The organism is Marinobacter sp. G11 (assembly GCF_021282325.1).
In the GTDB taxonomy this organism is placed as follows: Bacteria; Pseudomonadota; Gammaproteobacteria; order Pseudomonadales; family Oleiphilaceae; genus Marinobacter; species Marinobacter vinifirmus.
The window spans coordinates 59,351-78,210 of the sequence record NZ_JAJSPB010000018.1 but is presented as its reverse complement, the minus strand read 5'-3'; the positions used below and the strand labels follow the sequence as shown (position 1 = coordinate 78,210).

The following is an 18,860-nucleotide window of genomic DNA, read 5'->3' as shown; positions in this document are numbered from 1 at the left end:
GTTTTGATGGGGGAATCAGGCAGCCTGCCAGGGTGGCAGCTTTGCCGTGGAATCAGTGGCAGCTTTCGCGTGGAATGGGTGGCAGGCTTCGTCTGGAATCAGTGGCAACCTTGGTCTGGAATACGCACGTTTCATTTCCAACGGTTTGTGTACGGGTTGATGAAAAGGCTCTGGTACGATGCTAATAGGGCATTCCCCAAAGTGCTGGCTAATCTCATAAACCTTTCCCTCACAGCTATCTGAGCGCTCTAAGGTTCTCACCAATCCGTGGCTTCGTAACTTTTCCATCTCCGTATATACATACCACCAAAGGTCTTTTTTGGAGGGCCTTACATTTTCGGAAATGCTATTAGTGTATTGATTCCGAATCCGTATCAGCTCGAATCGATTGCCAGCCTCTTCCGAGAGGATTTCGTGGAGGATCCTATCCATAGTTGGGGCGTTCTCGGACATATTTTCCTCATCACTGACAATTTCACCATTACTCAAATGGGTATTATATGCCGTGGCCTATTTAACTCAAGGTATAGATAGTTTAGGTGTCAGTCAGAGGCACCTATGGATACAGTTCGACTAGAGTTTGGTAAGAACCTCAGGAAAATCAGAAAGCTCAAAGGGTTTTCGCAGGAGCAACTCGCTTACACCGCTGGTATTGACCGAAGTTACATTGGGAAGGTCGAACGCGGGCAGGTAAATCTCACCATCGAAAAGCTGTATATTTTGGCGGGCACTCTTGGCTGCTCACCAAAAGATCTGGTTCCGGACCTGAGCAAGGTGGGGGCTGATGACTCAAAACCAAGGACGTAGAGTTACCGCCTCCAAGTCACACTTGTGTGATCAGGAAACTCTTCATTGAGGTTGCTTTGGAGACATCTAATTCTCGGATTCAGTTTTTGCCAGTGTGACCCTCGACACTTGTAACGCTTATTCCTATATACGTCGTTGACATGTGTAACATTGACGCTCTATGCGAACTTTCTGACAAATGTTCCAGTGTTTGAGTGAAAAAAACATTAGAATCTCCTCCCGAGGCTTATTATGAGGGCTTTCGACAGATTGTTACTCAGTCACTCACTGAGGCACTATTAGATATAACGGTGATATGCCGACCCCGGTGAAGTACCACTCGAAAGTGATGCGGGAAGCCTTCGGGGATATTGAACACAAGGCCGAAGCGGAACTGCTGGCACTGCTACCCGATGACTTGCGGGAGGATTTCGCTCCCTACGTGCGGGAGTCGCAGCTGGGCCAGGCGGAGAAAGAGCTGATCAAGGCAGCAGACCGGCTGTCAGCCCTGCTGAAATGCCGGGCCGAGATCCAGACCGGCAACAAGGAATTCGAGCCGGCGGCTGAGCAGATACTCCATGGCCTGCAACAGCAGGCCCTGCCGGAAGTGCTGTACTTTCTGGAGGTGTTTGCACCCAGTTACGAGCGCCCGCTGGACCATTTGCTGGGCTAGCGAGTGCCGTAACCGGGTTTATGGCTTAGCTGTTGCCGGCTGAGGCCACCATGCCACCACGCAGGCCGTCCCGGCTCAGAGCGTCCCGAACGGCATCTTCAGGGCTGCCGGCCAGTTCCCGGAACATGCCCATGGAGCCCAGCAGGGCGGAGGATTCGTAAGGTACGAAGACCCGCTCGCCGTCTTTCGCCATGGTGGGCAGGGCTTTGATGTAGCTCTGGCCCAGCAGGTAGCCGACAACGGTGCGCTTGTTTTCCTCCGAATCGCCAATGGCGTTGAGTACCAGGCGGATCGACTCCTGCTCACCCTGGGCGCGCAGAATCGCGGATTCCTTGTCGCCCTGGGCGTTCAGGATCGCGGACTCGCGCTGGCCCTGGGCCATGGCAATGGCGGCGGATTTCTCGCCTTCCGCCTCGGTTACGGTGGCCCGGCGCTTACGCTCAGCGGCCATTTGCAGGCGCATGGCTTCTTCCACTTCTTCGGGCATGCTGATGTCCTGCACTTCCACCCGGGTCAGCTTGACGCCCCATTTCGAAGCGGCATCTTCCATTTCCGCCTGGATGGCATTGTTGACCTCGCTGCGGGATTCGAACAGCTTGTCCAGCTCCATCTTGCCCACCACCGAACGCAGCGTGGTCTTGGCCAGCACCTCCACCGCCTGGCTCATATTGGCGACTTCGTATACGGCCCGGCGGGGGTCGATGATCTGGTAGTAAAGCGCCCCGTTGATTTTCACCGTAACGTTGTCGGTGGTGACCACCGGCTGGCCGGGAAAGTCCATCACGGTTTCGCGGCGGTCAATGCGGACTTCGTCAGTGGTGACCGGGTGATACTCATCGCCCATGCGCATGTAGCGGATCATGCTGATCGGGCGGGGTTTCTCGATGAACGGAATGATGATGTTGATGCCGCTCTCCAGCACCCGGTTAAACGAGCCCAGGCGCTCGATCACCATGACTTCGGACTGCCGGATAATGACCAGCCCCTTGGCAATAACGAAAACGCCAACAGCGACAACGATAAGGCTGATGACCAGCCCCGGGGTAACCAATGCTTCCATGTTTACTGCTCCTTGTTGGGATGTGCGAGATGCACGATGGCGGTTGTGCCATCAAAGGTTTCAAAAATCACTGGCGTGCCTTCCGGCAGTTCAGGGCTGCTGCCGTCCGCGAGTTTCAGGCGGTAGAAGTCGCCATTGACCTCAATACCGGTGGCGCCGTCAAAGTCACGTAATTGAGAGTGGTAGAGCTTGCCGTGTTCCACGCCGGTGCCTGTAGTGCCATAGGCAACCCCTTTGGGGGAGAACCTGGGGCGTATCCAGAGGATGGCCACCGGAACCAGAATGCCGGACAGAACCCCCATCGCTACCAGTTGCCATTCAAAAGATGCGCCGAGAGACGCCACCAGTGCGGTCAGTGCGGCCGCCACGCCGAGGGCGAGCAACAGCAGTACGCCGGAGGTGAGTTCGGCCAGGCTGAGGGCCAGGGCCAGAATCAGCCAGAAGTGGGTAAGACTCCATTCCATAGTCAGTTTTATCCCGTCGTCGAATCAAGTGGCCGGAGCGCCCGTTTCTGGGGGCGTGTGATGCCATTTTGCATGGCGGCCCAGCTGTTACAGTACCGGAGTTCTAAAGTACCTGCATCAGTAGCAAAAACAAGACAGAGGGTCGTAATCATGAAGGATCTCAAGAACAAAGTGGCTGTGGTAACCGGAGCCGGTTCCGGAATCGGCCGGGCCCTTGCCAGTGTGTTAGCCGCCAAAGGCTGCCGGCTGGCGCTGTCTGATGTTAACGAAGCCGGGCTGGCGGAAACCGTGGCCGCCTGCGGTGGTGCCGACGTGCGTTCGTACCTTCTCGATGTCTCTGACCGCGAAGCCATCTACGCCCACGCCGAACAGGTACGGGCGGACTTCGGCAAGGTTAACCTGGTCATCAACAACGCCGGTGTGGCGCTGTCGGCCTCCGTTCGCGAGATGACCGACGAAGACTTCAAATGGGTGATGGATATCGACTTCTGGGGCGTGGCCCACGGTACCCGCGCCTTCCTGCCCCACCTGATCGAATCCGGTGAGGGCCATGTGGTGAACGTCTCCAGCGTATTTGGCCTGATCGGCGTGCCCAAACAGAGCGCCTACAACGCGGCCAAGTTTGCCGTGCGGGGCTTTACCGAATCCCTGCGCCAGGAAATGAAACTGGAAAACCAGCCGGTGCAGGTCAGCTGCGTACACCCCGGCGGAATCCGCACCAACATCGCCAACTCCGCCCGCATGGGTAAATCCGAAAACGGTGAAGCCCAGCGCAAAGGCTTCGACAAGATTGCCATGACCACCCCGGACAAGGCTGCGAAAATTATCGTGAAAGGCATCCTGAAAAACGAATCCCGCATCCTCGTGGGCCCGGATGCCTGGGGCATCGACGCCATCAACCGCCTGCTCGGCTCCGCCTACCAGCCGCTGGTCGAACGCTTCTCCCGCAAGAACCTGTACATCTGACCTGACAAGCCCCGGCAGCACTGGAGCTGCCGTCAAATTACGGTATCCTTGGCTGAATCACCATCAGCCAAGGATCGCTTTGCCATGTGCGAACTGCTGGCCATGAGCGCCAACACCCCCACCGACCTGTGCTTCAGCTTCACCGGCCTGACCCGCCGCGGCGGCGACACCGGCCCCCATAAAGACGGCTGGGGCGTGGCCTTCTACGAAGGCAAGGGCGTGCGCAGCTTCCACGACGCCGACGCCAGCGCCAACTCCCGCATCGCCGAAGTGGTTCAGACCCACCCCATCAAAAGCGAAGTGGCCATCTGCCACATCCGCCAGGCCAACGTCGGCGAAATCTGCCTGGCCAACACCCACCCGTTTATCCGTGAACTCTGGGGCCGATACTGGGTCTTCGCCCACAACGGCCAACTCACCGGCTTCCGCCCCGAACCCGGCTTCTACGAGCCGGTCGGCGACACCGACAGCGAAGCCCTGTTCTGCGACATCCTCAACCACCTGCGCAGCCACTGCAGCCGCGACACCCCGCTCGAAGACGTCGTCGCCAGACTCGTGAGCCTGTCCCAGGCCTACGCCAGCGAAGGCGTCTTCAACCTGCTGCTCAGCAACGGCGACTGCCTGTTCACCTACTGCACCACCAAAATGGCCAGCATCACCCGCCGAGCCCCGTTCGGCCCGGCCCGGCTGAAAGACGCCGACGTCACCGTCGATTTCGAATCTGAAACCACCCCCAACGATATCGTCAGCGTGATCGTCACAGAACCCCTGACCACCGATGAAAAATGGGATGTCTACCAGCCCGGCGAATGGAGGCTGTGGAAGAAGGGAGAAGTCATGATGTCAGGCCTGACAAAGTAGGCCCAGGTAAGATAACTCCGGCCCCAAAGGGCCCGGAGAACACACACCAGTTCAGTCGGAGACAGTTCGTCAGTCAGATCAAGCAGGTGAGCGGGTGGGGATGCCTTTCTGCAGGAAAAAAGATGTCTGAGCGAAGCGAGTTGTTTTTTCCGGAAGAAAGGCATCCCCACCCGATCGCCCGCGTAACTCCAAACATACCCAAAACCAGAGCTTACTGAAGAGTCCGCCGATTCCCACTCTTATACTGCGGCGCAATATACTGCTGAATCTGCGCCTTAAACCGCCCGATCAGCTCGCTATTGTCCTTATCCCAGGGATGGAAATCCGGCTTGAAATACTCCGCCCAGGCCGGAATCAGGCTAGAGAAAGCGCCGTCCTTGCCCCACATGCGCCACATGCCCTTGGCTGCCCCCTTCACCGAAAAGTTCTTGCGATCCTTCATCACCATCCGCCCGGTAAACCAGGTCGCCACCACACCCAGTGCAGCCGTCGCGAACAACTGGTAGAAAGCCCGCTCGGCATAGGTGCCGCCCACCTGCTGGAACACATCATAGGCCACCGCCTTGTGCTCGGTTTCCTCAATGGCATGCCATACCCACAACGGCCGCATGGACTCGTGCATATCCTCACGCACATCGTCCCGCTCCAGCAGCATATCCGCCATCATCGCCGTGATATGCTCCAGGGCACAGGTCACCGCCAGCTGATGCCGCTTGGGCAACTTGCGGGCCAGGTCCAGAATCACCTTCAGATCCTTTTCCATCTCCTCCACCGGCATACCCTGATCGCGAACATGCTGGTTCATGGCAATATGCTCCAGGGAATGCATGGCCTCCTGGCCAATAAAGCCCCGAACCTCGGCCTTCAGCTTCGGATCGTTGATCTGATCGCGGAACGCCCGCACAGAATCCACAAAAAACTGCTCGCCTTCCGGAAACAGCACAGACAGTGCGTTCATGGTGTGGCTGATCAGATAGTTATTGTCCAGCCAGTAGCGGGGCACCTTCTCATCGAACTCGAAGCCCATGCGCTGGGGCTTGATGGCGACGTTGTCCGGGGTATGTGAGGCCTTGGCCTGGCCGTTGGCGTGTGCGGTGGTCAGCATGTTGTTACTCCTGTGCGTTTGAACGCTTTGGCTGATGTCATGGCTCCAGTGTGGGCCAGTCAACCAACAAGCTGAATGCGCAAACGGGCCGGCCATCGTTCACAATGGGCCACCGGAGCCCCGCATTGACCGGTATGACGGCAAACATGCGGCCCGCAGCCCCACTGTTGCTTTGATGGGGTTCTGGTACAGTCAGTAACCAGACATTTATCAATTCAGGAACAGACTATGGCAGCAACGGGAGCGGACACCGAGAAGCAGATGTTAGGGCTGTTTCTGGTGCCGGGCGTTTACCTGCGGGTACTGGCAGAAACCGTACGCAAGCTGGGCCATAACGACCGCTCCCTGTATCAGGGGCTGGCCTTCACCGCTGAAGACCTCAAAGCCAACGACAGCCGCGTGTTTGTCACCGACGCCATCCTCATGGCCCAGCGGGCACTGGAACTGGCCGGAAAGGATGGCCTGAGCTTCCAGCTGGCGCGGGAGCTGCGGGTAACCATCCACGGCACCCTCGGCTTCGCCGCCCTCACCAGCCCCACCTTTGAAGGCGCCCTGGATTCCGTGCGCCGCTACCTGCAACTGCGGGCGCCGTTCCTGAGCATGAAACAGTCCCTCGCTGGCGATCAGGTACTGGTGCAGCTGTGCACCGAGTTTGATGTGCCCGGGTTGTACAGCTTCCTGGCCGAAACCGTCAGCGCCACCCTGATTCTGCTGACCGAGCAGCTACTGGACCGCAGCGACGCCGAGGCCAAAGGCTTTGCCCTGTCCGACGGCAAGCTGCCCGGCGTCTCGGTACGCCTGAGCGCCCCGGAACCCGGCTATTACCCAGCGTTTGCCAGCCAGCTGCCGGTGCGGTTCGACTACGGCCAGCCGGAAGAAATGCTGATCTTCCCGCGCCAGATGCTGGATGTACGAATGCGCCTGGCCGACGCCGAAGCCTCCCAAATGGCCCGGGACCAATGCGAGTTCGAGCTGCAAAAGGCCCTGAAAGAACAAGGCGACATCGTACTGGCCATCCGCAACATGCTTAGAATGACCCCGGGGCCGCTACCATCTCTGGAAGCCATGGCCGAGCGATTCCACGTCTCATCCCGAACCCTAAAGCGCCGCCTGGCGGACCGGGACACCAGTTACCGCGAAATCGTAGAAGCCGTCCTGAAAGACCGGGCCATCCAGCTGTTACGCTATACCACCCAGTCCGTCAGCGAGATCGCCTACGAACTGGGCTATGCCGACCTGTCCAACTTCAGCCGGGCGTTTCGGAAGTGGACAGGCAAGTCTGCCTCTGAATTTCGGGAAGGTGGGGTTGATCCGGCGCCTGATGTTGGGCCTTGATAGTTTGTTTGTTGCGCCTTTGATTTGGGAGCGTGGTCGCAGGGTGGCCAGAGAATTTTTTCTGCGAAAAACAACTCGCTTCGCTCAGACATCTTTTTCGCAGAAAAAATTCTCTGACCACCCCACGCCCTGCTGACCTTTTTGATGGCGTACCCGTTAATACAGGGGACAGGACGGTTTCTGAACATTCTTTTCATTGTTCTTTACCGTTTTTGGCAGTTGTCTTTCCCCGCCTATGCCCCGATATTGTGACGGACGGGGAGGTTGGATTATTTTTCCCGCCAGAAAAAAGATGTCTGAGCGAAGCGAGTTGTTTTTTCCAAGGGAAAAATAATCCAACCTCCCCAGTCCCGCCCCCATAACCAAAAGGCTGGGGCCCAAGCCGAACCCGAACCCAAACTTGAACCCAAACAAAAGGAACCAGGATGAACGGACAACCAGACACCCACAGCAAAGTCATAGGCTACCTGCTCTGGATCTTCGGATTCCTGGGCTCGCACAGGTTTTATTATGGCAAACCGATCACCGGCACCATCTGGTTCTTCACACTGGGGCTGTTCTTCATCGGCTGGATCATCGACCTGTTTCTGATTCCGAGTATGGATAGGCAGGCCGACCGGCGTTTTCAGGAAGGCGAGGTCAGCTACAACATCAGCTGGATTCTGCTCACCTTCCTGGGGGTGTTCGGCATCCATCGCATGTACATGGGCAAGTGGATTACCGGGCTGATCTACCTGCTGACTGGCGGCTTGTTCTTCATCGGCGTGCTGTACGACTTCTGGACCCTGAATAACCAGGTTTCCGAGCGTAACCACGAAGTCCGTTTCGGCTGATTACAGGCCGGCGGCGGTTTCCAGCTCGGCCAGGCCTTCTTCCAGGTGGTCGAGCATTCGCTGCATGCTGGGCAATGTCCGGCGGCAGCCGATGAGGCCGAATTCTACCTGGCCGTTGTAGCTGGTCAGGGTCATGTTCAGGGCCAGGCGGTCCATGGCGATGGAGACCGGGTACATGCCTTCGAGCCTGGCGCCGTTCCAGTAGCGGGGCTCTGAAGGGCCGGGTACGTTGGAGATCACCACGTTGAAGGTCTGCCAGTTTGGCGCCATGCCGGTGAGCAGGTGGAAGGCCGCCGGGGCCAGGGTCAGGGCGGTGTAGTTGACGATTTCCTCTGACGACATGTTCCGGTAGCGGTCCTTGGCTTCCTCCATGCTCTGGTGGATTTTCATCAGGCGCTGGCCGGCATTGTTTTCATCGGTGTGCAGGTTGGCCAGGATCACGCCGACCTGGTTGCCTTCGGAACTGTCGTCCCGGCGCAGGGAAACCGGCACGAAGGCGATCAGCGGTTTCGCCGGCAGGGCATCCTGGTTCATCAGATAGGTGCGCAGGGCTGAGGCACACATGGCGGTGACCACGTCGTTCACGGTGGTGCCATAGGCTTCACACACCGCCTTGATGCGTTTCAGGCAGTAAGACTGGGCGGCGAAGCGGCGGGAACCGGTAATTTTCTGGTTCAGAACGCTGCGCGGGGCGTGGAAGATGGAGTGGTAGGCCGGGTCTTTGCGGGCCTGGTTGATGGTTTTCAGCAGCTCCTTCGCCACTGTAGGAATGGTGCCCAGCTGTTTGCCGGAGCTGCCCAGCAGGTGGGTAACGCTGCGCCAGAGTGACAGGCTGCCATCATCGCCACCGGAACGCGCCCTTGGTGTCATATCCCAGATCGGCGGCATGCCGGTTTCTTGCGGATTCTCGCTCAGCATCCGGGTGGCCAGGCGCATCGCGGAAACACCGTCGATCAGCGAGTGATGCACCTTGGTGTACAGGGCAAACTGGCGGTCTTTCAGCCCTTCAATCAGGTGCACCTCCCACATCGGTCGCTCCCGGTCCATCAGGTGCGAGTGCTCGGCCGACACAAACGACAACAGCTCCCGGATGCGACCCGGCGTTGGCAGCGCTTCAAAGCGGAAGTGGTGCTCCAGGTCGAGCTGATCGTCTTCCACCCACACCGGCTGGCCCAGCCGGTAGCTCAGCCGGCGGTTGAACGGCGCGGTTACCTGATGCTGCTGCCGCAACTGCTCCGCCAGCCGGGCAACGTAATCGTCCGGGGCGTTTTCGGGAAAGGAAAACAGCTGAAGCCCGCCCACGTGCATGGGTTGCTGGCGCTTTTCCAGCCAGAGGAACAATTGGTCGGTGGGGCTGAGAGGTGTCACGGTGCATCTCGTGTTGTTGAGGATAGAGATGATACTACCGCAACTTGCCCGACACCGGATTGACCCAAACAAACCCGGCTGACGCCCGTTCAGCGACCCCAGGGGCTCAGGCCGCCACCGACGCCGCCCGAGCCACCGGCACCTCCAGCCGAATCCGGTTGCCGTCCAGCAACACCGGATAGGCCCTCACCTGCACGCCCTCGTCTTCCAGACACCGCCCGGTACGCAAACTGAAATGCTGCTTATACAACGGCGAAGCCACCACCGGCTCCCCGTTCAAATCCCCCGTAATCCCCCGGGCCAGCACGTTCGAACCACTGAACGGATCGGTATGGCTGATGGCAAACAACGCCGGCAACCGATGCGGCAGATAAAACACCGCCACCGGCCCGTCCTCCGTCCAGACGGCAATGCCGGAATCCGCCACCAGATCATCCACCGTACAAACCGCTTCCCAACAAGTACGAGCTTTCATAAAACGTTCTCCTGAATCCCAATGTCTTTAACTTGCCTATCCCACTTATGTCTGTGAGCGCGGGGGTCGGGGTAATTTTCTGGCGGGAAAAAAGATGTCTGAGCAAAGCGAGTTATTTTTTCCAGAAGAAAATTACCCCGGCCCCCGTGCTCAGCCCCCAAGCCAGAAGGCTACGAAGAAGCCAGCTCCAAAACAGGCCGACGCTGCCCCCGCTCCGAAGTCCACTGCTGCACCGGATCAGTCTGCTCCGGCGCATTCACAAACTCCCGGAACCGCTTGCGCTTCTCCGGATCCTCAACCGCCGTCTTCCACTCACACTGATAGGTATCCACCAGACCCGCCATATGCTGCTCCAGCTCCTCACCAATACCCAGGCTGTCCTCCAACACCACCTGCTTCAGATACGCCAGACCACCCTCCAGATTCTCCATCCACACCGATGTCCGCTGCAGCCGGTCCGCCGTGCGCACATAGAACATCACCACCCGGTCAATCGTGCGGATCAGCTCCTCATCCGACAGATCCGTCGCAAACAGATCCGCATGCCGTGGCCGCATCCCGCCATTACCACACACGTACAGGTTCCAGCCCTTCTCCGTGGCAATCACCCCGAAATCCTTGCTCTGGGCCTCCGCGCATTCACGGGTGCAGCCGGACACCGCCATCTTCACCTTGTGAGGCGCCCGCAGGCCCTTGTAGCGATTCTCCAGAGTGATCGCCATGCCAACACTGTCCTGCACGCCGTAGCGGCACCAGGTGCTGCCGACGCAGGACTTCACCGTGCGCAGGGATTTACCGTAGGCGTGGCCGGTTTCGAAGCCGGCGGCAATCAGCTTTTCCCAGATCTCCGGCAGTTCGCTCAGGGTGGCGCCAAACAGATCCACCCTCTGCCCGCCGGTGATCTTGGTGTACAGATCGTACTCCCTGGCCACTTCGCCCAGCACAATCAGCTTTTCAGGGGTAATCTCGCCGCCCGGAATGCGTGGCACGATGGAGTAAGTGCCGTTCTTCTGCATGTTGGCCATGAAGGTATCGTTGGTGTCCTGCAGCGGCACGTGGTCCGTGGCCAGGATGTGCTCGTTCCAGCAGGTGGCCAGAATCGAACCCACAGTCGGCTTGCAGATATCACAGCCCTGGCCCTTGCCGTATTGCTTGAGCAGGCCCCGGAAGGTGCGGATGCCGTTCACTTTCACCAGGTGGAACAACTCCTGGCGGGTGTAGGGGAAGTGTTCGCAAAGGTCGGTGCACACCTCTACGCCACGCTTTTCCAGCTCGCTGTCCACCACCTTTTTGAGCAAAGCGGCACAGCCACCACAGCCGGTGCTGGCCCTGGTTTCGGCCTTCACTCCGCCCAGATCGGTGCAACCGGCGTCAATGGCGCCGCAGATATCGCCCTTGGTGACGTTGTGGCAGGAACAGATGGACGCGGTATCCGGCAGGGCATCGGCCCCCAGGGCCGGGGCGCCGCCTTCGCTTTCCGGCAGTATCAGCGCTTCCGGGTTCGCCGGTAGCTCGATGCCGTTGAGGGCGTATTGCAGCAGGGTGTCGTAGGGGCCGTTGTCGCCCACCAGAATGGCGCCCAGCAGAGTTTTGCCGTCCTGGCTCACCACCATGCGCCGGTAGTGGCCGGCCTGCTCATCGTGAAAACGGATATTGCGTGCACCCGGGGTCTGGGCGTGGGCATCGCCAATGGAGCCCACATCCACCCCCAGCAACTTGAGCTTGGTGCTCATGTCGGCGCCGGTAAAGGCGGCGCTGGCGTCTTTGTTCAGCTCGGCTGATAGCGTGCGGGCCATGGTGTAACCCGGCGCCACCAGGCCAAAAATGCGGTTATTCCAGAGTGCGCATTCGCCGATGGCATGAATATTCGGGTCGGAAGTGGTGCATTGATTGTTGACCACAATGCCACCGCGCTCGCCCACCTCCAGACCGCAGGCCCGGGCCAGGGTATCCTGGGGGCGGATGCCGGCGGAGAACACAATCAGGTCGGTCTCCAGATGGCTCTCATCCGAGAAATTCATCCGTAGCCGCGCACCGCTTCCCGGCACGATGGCGGTGGTGGCTTTCTCGGTGTGCACCTGTACGCCGAGGTCCTCGATCTTCTGACGCAACAGGGCGCCACCCTGATCGTCTAGCTGCACCGGCATCAGGCGCGGGGCGAATTCCACCACATGGGCCTGCAGGCCGAGGCTTTTCAGGGCATTCGCCGCTTCCAGCCCCAGCAGACCGCCGCCCACCACCACGCCGGTTTTTGCAGACTGGGCGCTGGCCTGAATGGCGTCCAGGTCGTCCAGGGTGCGGTACACGAAGCATCCGTCCCGGTCGTTGCCTTCAATCGGCGGTACAAACGGATAGGAGCCGGTGGCCAGTACCAGTTCGTCATAGGGATAGACGCCCTTGGCGGTGGTTATCACCCGGGCGTCCCGGTCGATGGCGGTAACCGGCTCATTCAGGCGAAGGTCAATGCCCTGTTCCCTGTACCAGTCTGCCGTGCCCATGGCCAGGTCGGCATGGGTGGAGCCACTGAAGTACTCCGACAGGTGCACCCGGTCGTAGGCCAGTTGCTTCTCTTCCCCGAACACCAGAATGTTAAAACTCCCGGCAGCCGGCGACTGGGTGAATTGCTCCAGGAAGTGATGGCCAACCATGCCGTTGCCGATCACGATCAGGGTTTGTTTGCTCATGGTGTTGTCCTCTCTCATGGCAACGGCTCAGGCCGCTGCGTCGCAATAGGGTTTGCCGAAGGCGATGGTGTCCCGATAGCGGGAAATGTTGGCGCCGGAGCGAATCAGTTGGCTGTACCAGAGGCTGTTGGTGGTGTCGCCCAGCAGGATGGCCCCGGTCAGCCGGTTGCCATCCACCAGCAGTTGGCCGTATACGGCCCGTGTCCGGTCCTGCCACTCAATGAGTTCGGTGTGTTCACCCGGGGCTATCCGGCCACAGGAAAAAATCGGCAGATCACTGATCTTCAGGCGGGTGGCCACCTCTCCGGGCTCGAATGTCCCGGCGCCCGGCGCCTGGCAAAGATGCTGTGCGAGGATGCGCGCCTGCTCGTAACCCGGCTCGACCAGGCCAAAGGTGTGGTCATGAAACTGGCAGCACTCACCCAGTGCGTAGACATGCGGGCTGGACGTCATCAGGTGCGGATCGACCCGAACACCCCGGTCACAGGTGAGGCCGGCGTCAGCGGCCAATCCCTTGTTAGGTGTAATACCGGTGGCAATAACCACCAGGTCAGTGGGCAGAACCGTTCCGTCGCCCATTTCCACGGCGCGGACCTGATGCCTGCCGAGCAGGGAGACGGGCGAGGTGCCGGTTCGGATATTCAGCCCCCGTTGCTGTAATCTACGCCGCAGAATATCGCCGGCGATGGGGTTCAGCTGGCGGTTGAGCAGGTGGCCGCTGCGGTGCAGAACCGTAACCTTCATGCCCCGGGCCCGCAGCCCTTCGGCCGCCTCCAGTCCCAGAAACCCTCCGCCGATGACCACGGCCCGCCGGTGTGCCTGAGCCTGCCGGGTCAGCGTGCGGGTGTCGGCCAGATCCCGGAAGTTCATCACGCCATCAAGGTCTTCACCTGGGAGGCCAGGGCGGGAGGGGCGCGCTCCGGTGGCCAGCACCAGCGTGTGGTAGGGCTGAATGCGGCCACAGGCGGTTGTTACCTGGCGCTGGCCCGGATCGATATGGGTGACAGGCTCGTGCTGGTGCACCTCAATGCTGTGTTTCCGGAACCACTGCCAGGGTTTCAGTTCCAGATCGGTTTCCTGAATCTGATCAGCCAGTAATGACGACAACTGGATCCGGTTGTAGGCAGCGAAGGGCTCACCGTTAAACACCACAATCCGGCTGAACGGATGCCCCTGGGCTACCAGTTGCTCCAGCAGCCGCTGCGCGACCATGCCGTGGCCGCAGATCACCAGCGGGTTGTCCTGTGTGTGTTCCATGGAATTGAACTCCTACAGCAACGAAAAAAGCCGGAGCATCATGCTCTCCGAAGAGAACAGATGGTCCGGCACCAATGCCAACAACAATGATCTGATGGTCCGGCCTGATTCCATGGCCGGGACAGTCGTCCTTGATTAAGGATTAGCGATCTTCGTGCCAACTTTCCATGCCATTATTATTCAATGAGTTACAGTAAATCGATGGAGGAGACGGGGTGGTTAGAGTGAAAAGGGTGCCCCGGGATGGGGCGAGGTGCACGATGATTGGGCCGGAAGGGGTGGCCTGTAAATTGCTGCATACCGGGCAGACAGGAACAAATTGTGTAATGACACCAGGAGCTGCACCATGAACAACAAACGCCATGCCCATGTGACCGCGCCAGCGACGGCTGCGGAATTCCTGATGGCCTCCCGGCAGTGTGAGATCCGTAACCTGGAATACTTTCTGCAGATGGGGCGGTTGGTGCAGAGCGTTGGCAACCTGGTCCATGGCCTGCAAAGGGAGCGTGGTGCCACCAACCTTTATCTGGGGTCCGGTTGCCAGCGCTTTGCCCGGGAACGGACCTTCATGGCCGGCGAGAACGACCAACTGGCCGCCACCTTCCGGCAGGCACTGGCAGACATTCAGGAGGATCTCACCACCCATCCGGTCAGCAGCCCTCTGCTCGGGCACATCGCCAGCGCCTTGCACAGCCTCGATCAACTGCCGGGGTTACGGCAGAGAGTGAATGAACAGGTGGCCAGTGTCTCGGAGGCCACGGAGTGGTTTTGCGACAGTATTCATCAACTGATTACCGTGGTTTTCGAGGCGGCTGAAACCGTGGCCGAGCCTTCTATCGCCGGCCTGCTGGTAGCCATGGTGCATGTGATGAATGGCAAGGAATACTGCGGTCAGGAGAGGGCCGCAGGCTCGGCGGGATTCTCCAGCGGGCACTTCGATAACGCACTGTCCCGGCGCATGATGCACCTGGTTGAAGCACAGGAACGGTGCTTTGAGGTGTTTATCGGCTTTGCTAACGAAGACAGCCTGTCGCTCTGGCAAGCCCTGCGCGCTCACCCGCGGGAACTGGAAATCGAGCGGATGCGACAGACGGCCGTCTCGGTCGGGCGTTACAAGTCCCTGGATAACGAGATGGCCGACCGCTGGTTTAACCTGATGACCGACCGTATGGACGATTTGAAGAAGATTGAGGATTCGGTGGAGAGCGCCTTTCACCATCGCTGCGTTCAACGCTACACCGAAGCCCGCCACTCCCTGGCTCACCAGGAAACCCTGCTGGCCTCGCTGGAACAACGGCATGCCTCACCAACGCCTGTGCTGGTGGTCTGCGATAACGGTGTAGATGCCGGAACCGCCGACGCATGGGCCGGGGAAGGTGTCGGGCAGCAATCAGGCCGATCCATCTTTGACCTGGTTCAGGAACAGACCCGCCGCCTGCGTCAGATGTCCGAAGAATTGCAGAGTGCCAAAGATGCCCTGGAAGACCGCCGTACCCAGGAAAAGGCCGTCTTGCTGTTGATGGAACACCGCAACATCAGCAACGATGAAGCGCACCGCCTGCTGCGTAAGCTGGCCATGGACCAGGGTAAACGGCTGCCGGACGTCGCCCGGGCACTGGTCTCCATGGCGGGGGTATTAAGCTGAAATCGGGATAAGGCAGGTGCGGGCAAAGCCCGCCCCTGCACACACTCAAGCGGTGGCTGAATGTTTACTGGCCGGCGTTTCGGGTTTTGTACTGCTGCCGCGCCGACTGTTCAGAGACTCCAGCTTGCGTTGTTTCTCGTACAGGAACGACAACACCTCCTGCCGGTAATGCACATACCTGGTATCATCCGCCAACGCCACGCGATTGCGTGGCCGAGGCAAATCAATGTGCAGATCCTCCCCCACCGTGGCTGCAGGGCCGTTGGTCATCATGATAATGCGGTCGGACAACAGCACCGCCTCGTCCACATCGTGGGTAATCATGATCACGGTATTGTTCAGCTCCTGCTGAATTTCCATCAGCGAATCCTGCAAATGCGCCCGGGTTAACGCATCCAGCGCCCCGAACGGCTCATCCATCAGCAACACACTGGGTTTCATGGCCAAGGCCCGGGCGATGCCCACCCGCTGCGCCATCCCCCCGGAAATTTCACCCGGCCGCTTGTTGGCGGCGTGGGCCATATTCACCAGCTCCAGGTTGTGGGTAATCCAGTCCTTGCGCTCCTGCCGGGTCATCGACTTGCGAAACACCTGCCGCACCGCCAGTTCCACGTTTTCATACACCGTTAACCAGGGCATCAGGGCATGATTCTGAAACACCACCGCCCGTTCGGGGCCGGGCGAATTTACCTCATGCCCGTCCAGTACACAGCCACCCCTGGAGGCCTGCAGTAACCCGGCAACAATGTTAAGCACCGTTGATTTTCCGCAGCCGGAATGGCCGATCAGTGAAACAAACTCCCCTTTCTGGATCTTCAAGTTCACATTGTCCAGGGCAACGAAGGGTCCTTTCGGCGTATCAAACGCCATCTCGACTCCGGTTAGTTCCAGATGTGTCTTATTCATTCCATGCCACCTTTTTCTGAATTAACAGCATTACCCGATCCAGCAAAAACCCGATAAACCCGATGGCCAGCACCGCCACCATAATCCGACTCAAAGACTGGCTACTGCCATTCTGGAACTCATCCCAGACGAACTTACCCAGCCCCGGGCTCTGCGCCAGCATCTCAGCGGCGATCAGCACCATCCAGGCAATACCCAGCGACACCCGCAAGCCGGTAAAGATCATCGGCACCGACGAAGGCAAAACCACCTTGCGCACGTGGGTCCAGAATGACAGCCGCAGTACCCGGGAGACGTTCAGCAGATCGGGACTCACTGCGGCTACCCCAACACTGGTATTAATCAGCGTCGGCCACAGACTGCACAGGGTGACTGTAATCATCGAGGTCAGGAACGACTTCTCGAACATCGGATCGTCACTGACATAGGTGGCGGACACCACCATGGTCACCAGCGGCAGCCAGGCCAGCGGAGAGACCGGTTTGAAGATCTGTATCAGGGGATTCACCGCAGCCTGGAAGTACCGGTTCAGGCCAAAGACAATGCCCAACGGCACTGCAATCAATGACGCCAGGGCGAAACCGGCCAGTACGGTCAGCAGGCTGGTGACCACCTGGTCGAGAAAGGTGGGCGCGCCCGGGTAATCCCGGATGCGGACGTCTGCCTGCGGATTGTCGGCCAGAATGCGGGCATTACGCTCCTCCTGCATGGTGATGAACTTATCGGCCCGCTCCCGCTGGCTGGCGTGCTCCTGCCACAGTTGTCCGGATTGCTCCCACACCTGCACCGGGCCGGGGAAAGCCCCCAGGGAGGTTTCCACCTGCGGTGCGGCCAGGTGCCAGAAGCCGAGGAAGAGCAGAATACCAACCAGCGGCAACAGCAGCTCTTTGCCCCGCGTGAGCCATTCGCGCGGATGCATACCGGAAAGCAGCTGGCGGCTGCCACTGGCCATGGACTGACCGATTCTTGCACTTAACGTAGTCATTTTTAGCCCTCCCTCACGGTGTCTCTGACCCTTTCAGGCCGATACTGAAACGATCGATGTAGGCGTTGGGTTGGCGCGGAGTGAACGGTACACCGTCAATCAGCTCACCCTGCATTGGACGTTCAAAGTTCTCCTGGGCAAAGTCCGGGAAGTCACTGGCGGTCATCAGGCCGTCCTTGATCAGTGACTGGGCGGCTTCGGCGTAAAGATCGCCCCGATACACCCGGGCTGCGGTCTTCATGTACCAGTCGTCGGATTTCGCCTCGGGAATCTGTCCCCAGCGACGCATCTGGCTCAGGTACCAGATCGCATCAGACGGATAGGGGTAGGTGGCGTGGTAGCGGAAGAAGACGTTGAAATCCGGTACTTCCCGGACATCGCCCTTTTCATACTCGAAGGTGCCGGTCATGGAGTTGGCAATGACTTCCCTGTCGGCCCCCACGTAGCTGGGACGCGCCAGAATGTCCACGGCGGCTTCCCGGTTGGCGTTCTGGTTTTCGTCCAGCCAGTAAGCGGCGCGGATCAGCGCCCGCAGTAAACGCAGGTGAGTGTTGGGGTATTGCTCCGCCCAGGATTCGGTCACCCCGAATACCTTTTCCGGGTTGTTGGGCCAGATTTCGTAGTCGGTAATCACCGGCACACCGATGCCCTTGAACACCGCCTGCTGGTTCCAGGGCTCACCCACGCAGTAGCCCTGGATGGTGCCCGCTTCCATGGTGGCCGGCATTTGCGGCGGTGGCGTTACGGAAAGGTGCACGTCGGCCTCGAGGGTGCCGCTGGTGTCACCGCGCTGGGGCGCGTAGAAGCCGGGATTCAGGCCACCGGCGGCCAGCCAGTAACGCAGTTCGTAATTGTGGGTGGACACCGGAAACACCATGCCCATGCGGAAGCGCTCGCCATTGGCACGGGTCTGCTCCACCACGGGCTTAAGGGCGCTGGCTGAAATCGGGTGGGCCAGACGCTCGCCTTCCATCTCCAGGTTCGGTTTCATCGCTTCCCAGACATCGTTGGACACGGTAATGCCGTTGCCGTTGAGGTCCATGCTGAAGGCGGTGATGATGTCGGCTTGGGTGCCATAGCCTATGGAGGCGCCCAGCGGCTGGCCGGCCAGCATATGCGCACCGTCCAGTTCGCCGGTGATCACCCGGTCCAGCAACACCTTCCAGTTCGCCTGGGCTTCGAGCTCCACGAACAGGCCCTCGTCCATGAAGTAGCCCTGTTCCCAGGCAACCGCCAGCGGGGCCATATCCGTGAGCTTGATGAAGCCAAGCTTCAGGTCGGGTTTCTCCGCCGGGCCAATCTCGGCCTGGGCCAGGGAACTCAGACCGATCAGGGTGGCGGTCAGTAAAGGTCGAACATAATGGTTCACTGTCTTCATCGGGATGCCTCTCGGTTCTTTCATTCCAGACGCGCAAAAAAAAGCGCCTGCCTCCGTTGCCGGAGAGCAGGCGCCGATG

At 59.4% G+C, this 18,860-nt stretch carries 17 protein-coding genes and 1 pseudogene; 8 read left to right on the top strand and 10 right to left on the bottom strand.

The window, feature by feature from the left end; translation table 11 throughout:
• The 3 genes and pseudogenes from LWH94_RS12500 to yfbR form a co-directional block, all read left to right on the top strand.
• Positions 1 to 243: hypothetical protein (locus tag LWH94_RS12500; RefSeq protein ID WP_232902423.1), on the top strand; the 243-nt coding region annotated here is incomplete at its 5' end.
• A gap of 315 nt (positions 244 to 558) precedes the next feature.
• Positions 559 to 807 carry a helix-turn-helix domain-containing protein gene (locus tag LWH94_RS12495; protein WP_232902422.1) on the top strand — a complete coding sequence of 83 codons (249 nt, stop codon included), beginning with the start codon at positions 559 to 561 and terminating at the stop codon, positions 805 to 807.
• A gap of 289 nt (positions 808 to 1,096) precedes the next feature.
• Positions 1,097 to 1,459, top strand: a pseudogene (yfbR, locus tag LWH94_RS12490) (5'-deoxynucleotidase); the annotation flags it as partial.
• A 25-nt stretch (positions 1,460 to 1,484) separates the two neighbouring features.
• Here the strand turns inward: yfbR and LWH94_RS12485 are convergent.
• Both LWH94_RS12485 and LWH94_RS12480 read right to left on the bottom strand, forming a co-directional pair.
• Positions 1,485 to 2,519: an SPFH domain-containing protein gene (locus LWH94_RS12485; protein ID WP_232902421.1), complete on the bottom strand. Its 1,035-nt coding sequence runs from the start codon at positions 2,517 to 2,519 to the stop codon at positions 1,485 to 1,487.
• Positions 2,520 to 2,521: 2 nt separating this feature from the next.
• The gene (locus LWH94_RS12480) at positions 2,522 to 2,983 is read right to left on the bottom strand and encodes a nodulation efficiency, NfeD-like protein (RefSeq protein WP_232902420.1); all 462 of its coding nucleotides are present in this window, start codon (positions 2,981 to 2,983) and stop codon (positions 2,522 to 2,524) included.
• A gap of 150 nt (positions 2,984 to 3,133) precedes the next feature.
• On the opposite strand from LWH94_RS12480, the gene LWH94_RS12475 reads away from it, so the two are divergent.
• Both LWH94_RS12475 and LWH94_RS12470 read left to right on the top strand, forming a co-directional pair.
• Positions 3,134 to 3,949, top strand: coding sequence for an SDR family NAD(P)-dependent oxidoreductase (locus tag LWH94_RS12475; RefSeq protein ID WP_232902419.1), 816 nt, complete (start codon positions 3,134 to 3,136; stop codon positions 3,947 to 3,949).
• Between the two features lie 84 nt (positions 3,950 to 4,033).
• Positions 4,034 to 4,810, top strand: coding sequence for a class II glutamine amidotransferase (locus LWH94_RS12470; protein ID WP_232902418.1), 777 nt, complete (start codon positions 4,034 to 4,036; stop codon positions 4,808 to 4,810).
• Positions 4,811 to 5,021: 211 nt separating this feature from the next.
• On the opposite strand, the gene LWH94_RS12465 is transcribed toward LWH94_RS12470, so the two are convergent.
• On the bottom strand, positions 5,022 to 5,915 hold the full coding sequence (locus LWH94_RS12465) for a metal-dependent hydrolase (RefSeq protein ID WP_232902417.1): 894 nt from the start codon (positions 5,913 to 5,915) through the stop codon (positions 5,022 to 5,024).
• Positions 5,916 to 6,143: 228 nt separating this feature from the next.
• On the opposite strand from LWH94_RS12465, the gene LWH94_RS12460 reads away from it, so the two are divergent.
• Together LWH94_RS12460 and LWH94_RS12455 are read left to right on the top strand one after the other, a co-directional pair.
• Positions 6,144 to 7,250: an AraC family transcriptional regulator gene (locus tag LWH94_RS12460; RefSeq protein WP_232902416.1), complete on the top strand. Its 1,107-nt coding sequence runs from the start codon at positions 6,144 to 6,146 to the stop codon at positions 7,248 to 7,250.
• A 425-nt stretch (positions 7,251 to 7,675) separates the two neighbouring features.
• Positions 7,676 to 8,083, top strand: a complete 408-nt coding sequence (locus LWH94_RS12455; RefSeq protein WP_094624391.1) for an NINE protein — start codon at positions 7,676 to 7,678, stop codon at positions 8,081 to 8,083.
• Here the strand turns inward: LWH94_RS12455 and LWH94_RS12450 are convergent, their stop codons facing one another.
• The 4 genes from LWH94_RS12450 to LWH94_RS12435 form a co-directional block, all read right to left on the bottom strand.
• Positions 8,084 to 9,451: a WS/DGAT/MGAT family O-acyltransferase gene (locus tag LWH94_RS12450; protein ID WP_232902415.1), complete on the bottom strand. Its 1,368-nt coding sequence runs from the start codon at positions 9,449 to 9,451 to the stop codon at positions 8,084 to 8,086.
• A 106-nt stretch (positions 9,452 to 9,557) separates the two neighbouring features.
• Positions 9,558 to 9,926 carry a nitrite reductase small subunit NirD gene (gene nirD / locus LWH94_RS12445; protein ID WP_232902414.1) on the bottom strand — a complete coding sequence of 123 codons (369 nt, stop codon included), beginning with the start codon at positions 9,924 to 9,926 and terminating at the stop codon, positions 9,558 to 9,560.
• Between the two features lie 170 nt (positions 9,927 to 10,096).
• A complete protein-coding gene (gene nirB, locus LWH94_RS12440) occupies positions 10,097 to 12,610 on the bottom strand; it encodes a nitrite reductase large subunit NirB (protein WP_232902413.1) in 2,514 nt (837 codons plus the stop codon).
• Between the two features lie 27 nt (positions 12,611 to 12,637).
• Complete coding sequence (locus LWH94_RS12435; protein ID WP_232902412.1) at positions 12,638 to 13,867, bottom strand: NAD(P)/FAD-dependent oxidoreductase; 1,230 nt, start codon at positions 13,865 to 13,867, stop codon at positions 12,638 to 12,640.
• A 346-nt stretch (positions 13,868 to 14,213) separates the two neighbouring features.
• On the opposite strand from LWH94_RS12435, the gene LWH94_RS12430 reads away from it, so the two are divergent.
• On the top strand, positions 14,214 to 15,512 hold the full coding sequence (locus LWH94_RS12430) for a nitrate regulatory protein (protein WP_232902411.1): 1,299 nt from the start codon (positions 14,214 to 14,216) through the stop codon (positions 15,510 to 15,512).
• A 45-nt stretch (positions 15,513 to 15,557) separates the two neighbouring features.
• Here the strand turns inward: LWH94_RS12430 and LWH94_RS12425 are convergent, their stop codons facing one another.
• Genes LWH94_RS12425 through LWH94_RS12415 form a run of 3 tightly spaced genes read right to left on the bottom strand, consistent with a single transcriptional unit; the run spans position 15,558 to position 18,781 of the window.
• Positions 15,558 to 16,418 (bottom strand): ABC transporter ATP-binding protein, encoded by an 861-nt coding sequence (locus LWH94_RS12425; RefSeq protein ID WP_036220236.1) that lies wholly within the window; start codon positions 16,416 to 16,418, stop codon positions 15,558 to 15,560.
• A complete protein-coding gene (locus tag LWH94_RS12420) occupies positions 16,411 to 17,403 on the bottom strand; it encodes an ABC transporter permease (protein ID WP_036220238.1) in 993 nt (330 codons plus the stop codon). The genes LWH94_RS12425 and LWH94_RS12420 overlap by 8 nt, the downstream gene beginning before the upstream one ends.
• A gap of 13 nt (positions 17,404 to 17,416) precedes the next feature.
• On the bottom strand, positions 17,417 to 18,781 hold the full coding sequence (locus LWH94_RS12415) for a CmpA/NrtA family ABC transporter substrate-binding protein (RefSeq protein ID WP_232902410.1): 1,365 nt from the start codon (positions 18,779 to 18,781) through the stop codon (positions 17,417 to 17,419).
• Between the last annotated feature and the right edge of the window lie 79 nt (positions 18,782 to 18,860).

Coding starts and splice junctions, on each gene's coding strand:
- LWH94_RS12495 (WP_232902422.1), top strand. CDS start 559: ATGGATACAGTTCGACTAGAGTTTGGTAAGAACCTCAGGAAAATCAGA.
- LWH94_RS12485 (WP_232902421.1), bottom strand. CDS start 2,519: ATGGAAGCATTGGTTACCCCGGGGCTGGTCATCAGCCTTATCGTTGTC.
- LWH94_RS12480 (WP_232902420.1), bottom strand. CDS start 2,983: ATGGAATGGAGTCTTACCCACTTCTGGCTGATTCTGGCCCTGGCCCTC.
- LWH94_RS12475 (WP_232902419.1), top strand. CDS start 3,134: ATGAAGGATCTCAAGAACAAAGTGGCTGTGGTAACCGGAGCCGGTTCC.
- LWH94_RS12470 (WP_232902418.1), top strand. CDS start 4,034: ATGTGCGAACTGCTGGCCATGAGCGCCAACACCCCCACCGACCTGTGC.
- LWH94_RS12465 (WP_232902417.1), bottom strand. CDS start 5,915: ATGCTGACCACCGCACACGCCAACGGCCAGGCCAAGGCCTCACATACC.
- LWH94_RS12460 (WP_232902416.1), top strand. CDS start 6,144: ATGGCAGCAACGGGAGCGGACACCGAGAAGCAGATGTTAGGGCTGTTT.
- LWH94_RS12455 (WP_094624391.1), top strand. CDS start 7,676: ATGAACGGACAACCAGACACCCACAGCAAAGTCATAGGCTACCTGCTC.
- nirD (WP_232902414.1), bottom strand. CDS start 9,926: ATGAAAGCTCGTACTTGTTGGGAAGCGGTTTGTACGGTGGATGATCTG.
- nirB (WP_232902413.1), bottom strand. CDS start 12,610: ATGAGCAAACAAACCCTGATCGTGATCGGCAACGGCATGGTTGGCCAT.
- LWH94_RS12435 (WP_232902412.1), bottom strand. CDS start 13,867: ATGGAACACACACAGGACAACCCGCTGGTGATCTGCGGCCACGGCATG.
- LWH94_RS12430 (WP_232902411.1), top strand. CDS start 14,214: ATGAACAACAAACGCCATGCCCATGTGACCGCGCCAGCGACGGCTGCG.
- LWH94_RS12425 (WP_036220236.1), bottom strand. CDS start 16,418: ATGAATAAGACACATCTGGAACTAACCGGAGTCGAGATGGCGTTTGAT.
- LWH94_RS12420 (WP_036220238.1), bottom strand. CDS start 17,403: ATGACTACGTTAAGTGCAAGAATCGGTCAGTCCATGGCCAGTGGCAGC.
- LWH94_RS12415 (WP_232902410.1), bottom strand. CDS start 18,781: ATGAAGACAGTGAACCATTATGTTCGACCTTTACTGACCGCCACCCTG.